The 2,419-nt window shown below is 73.5% G+C and carries 2 protein-coding genes; one reads left to right on the top strand and one right to left on the bottom strand.

All coding sequences use genetic code 11. The features are described 5' to 3' along the window. Positions 1-900, top strand: a 900-nt coding sequence (locus ACFV61_RS24950) for an ABC transporter ATP-binding protein (protein ID WP_380493966.1), incomplete at its 5' end; no start/stop codon positions are given. A gap of 271 nt (positions 901-1,171) precedes the next feature. On the opposite strand, the gene ACFV61_RS24955 is transcribed toward ACFV61_RS24950, so the two are convergent. Next, positions 1,172-2,419 (bottom strand): RICIN domain-containing protein (locus tag ACFV61_RS24955; protein WP_380493968.1); only part of this gene is annotated, 1,248 nt, incomplete at its 5' end.

The following is a 2,419-nucleotide window of genomic DNA, read 5'->3' on the forward strand; positions in this document are numbered from 1 at the left end:
GCCGACATCTCCCTGACGGTCCGCCGGGGAGAGACGCTCGGCCTGGTCGGCGAGTCCGGCTGCGGCAAGACCACCGTCGGCAAGCTCATCGTCGGCCTGGAGCGGCCCACCAGCGGCAGCCTGCTGTTCGAGGGCCGGGACCTGGCCCTGGCGCCACGGGCCGAGCGCCGCCGACTGCGCCGGGACGTCCAGCTGATGTTCCAGGACTCCTACGCGGCGATGAACCCGCGGATGCCCGTCCACTCGATCATGCGCGAGCCGCTGGACATCCACCGGGTCGACGGCCAGGCCGAGCGCGACCGGCGGATCAGGGAGATCTTCGACCTGGTCGGCCTGCCGCTCACCGCCCTGGACCGCTACCCGCACGAGTTCTCCGGCGGCCAGCGCCAGCGCATCGGACTGGCCCGCGCGCTGGCCCTGCGCCCCAAGCTCATCGTCGCGGACGAGCCCGTCTCGGCCCTGGACGTGTCGATCCAGTCGCAGGTGCTCAACCTGATGAGCGACCTTCAGGGCGAACTCGGACTGTCGTACCTGTTCATCTCGCACGACCTGTCCGTGGTCCGGTACCTGTCCGACCGGATCGGCGTGATGTACCTGGGCAAGCTGGTGGAGATCGGCCCCGCGCCATCGGTGTACGTCCGGCCGGTGCACCACTACACCCGCGGCCTGCTGGACACCATCCCCGTGGCCGACCCGGTGGTGGAGAAGGCCAAGAGCAGCCGGGGCGTCGCCGGGGAGCTCCCGTCCGCGATCGACCCGCCGTCCGGCTGCCGCTTCCGCACCCGCTGCGCGGCGGCGCAGCAGATCTGCGCGGAGGTCGAGCCACCGCTCACCGCCTTCGGCCCCGACGACCACCTGGCCGCCTGCCACTTCCCCCTGCGGGCCGCCCCGGTCCGCTGAATCGCGCCCCGGGCCATGCCCCCTCCGGGAGCGGGCCGGCGAGGCCGTCGGCGATGGGCACACGGCGGGCACAAGGCGATGGGCACATGGCGGAGGTCACGTGGCGATGGGCACACGGCGGGGGGGGGGGGGGGCGGGGGCGGGGGGGGGGGGCGGGGGGGCGCGCGCCGGCGGGGGGGGGGGCGCCCCCCGGGCCGGCTTCCGAGAGGCCGGCGAGTCCGGACGCACCCGGCGGGTGCCGCGCGTACGCGGGCCACCCGTGGGAGGAAGGTCAGGTGCAGGGGATGACCCGGCCTCCTGTCACGACGCACTTGGGCGGCACCAGGCGTGGGTGTCCGGTGTTCGTCTGCCACTGCACCTTCGGGACGCCCTTGATGATCGCCTGCAGCGCGTAGATGAAGGCCTCCAGGAAGTCGCCCTTCCCTGCGGCGGCCACCGCGCGGGCCCCGTCGATGGCGGCGCCGGTGGCGTCGCCGGCCTGCAGGATCTGGATGTCGCCCAGGGGGCTGACCATCAGCCAGGCGCCGTTGCGGCCATTGGTTCCCGATGCCCAGCAGACCCGCCCGTCGGCGGCGGTGACGACGAGGTTCCCGTCGTCCTGCATGACGGCCTTGGCCCCGCAGCCCACGGTCTTCGACTCCCATACGGCCCAGGTGTGGTCGCCGATGGCGTCGCCCTGCGTGTAGTAGGCGACGAGGTTGCCGTCCTGCTGCATGACGAGCCGGGTGGATTGCTCCGCCGCCCTGGACTCCAGGCTCTGCCCCGGGCACAGGGTGTCCCCGTGCCACATCCACGAACCGGAGGACTGCCGCCCGTTGCAGACCGGGGGGAGCTGCATGCCGTCCGGGAAGCGCGGGTCCCTTCCGCCGCCGCCTCCGGTGTTCCCGCCTCCGGTGTTCCCGCCTCCGCCTCCGCCGGTACCACCGCCGCCGCCGCCGGGGTTCCCCCCGCCGCCTCCGGTGAACGTCGAGTCGTCGAGCTCCCACCACTGGGCGGTGGAGGAGGTGCAGGCCCAGACGGCGAGGTCCTCGTTGCCGTTGACGGCGGTGAGGCAGCCGTTGTCGGCCGCGGAGATGATCCGGTACCAGCCGGGCAGGTTCTGGCTCTCCTGGAAGCGCCAGAGCTGGTTGGCGTTGCCCTCCTGCGCGCTGGTGAGGTGGGCGCGGTGGGTGCTGGGGTTGTGGTCCATCACCATCGCCCCGGCGAACTTCGTCTCGATCAGCCACTGGTTGTTGGGCTTCTGCCACAGCATCCACTGCTGTGCGGCGCTGCCGTTGCGGCCCTGCGCCTTGATCCGGGTGCCGCCGGCGGTGTTGGCGCCGTCGAGGTCCGCGACCAGGCCGCTGTTGCCGGAGCGCAGGACGGTGGTGACGCCGTGGCGAACCCCGCTGCCCCCGGGCGCCTGCGGGGTTCCCCCGCTGCCGGCGTTCCCGCCGCCGGTCGAACCTCCGCCCGTCGAGCCGCCGTTGTTCCCACCGGTGTTCCCGCCGCCGCCGGACGAGCCGCCGGTGTTCCCACC

The sequence above is a fragment of the Kitasatospora sp. NPDC059817 genome, from assembly GCF_042731835.1.
GTDB lineage: Bacteria > Actinomycetota > Actinomycetes > Streptomycetales > Streptomycetaceae > Kitasatospora.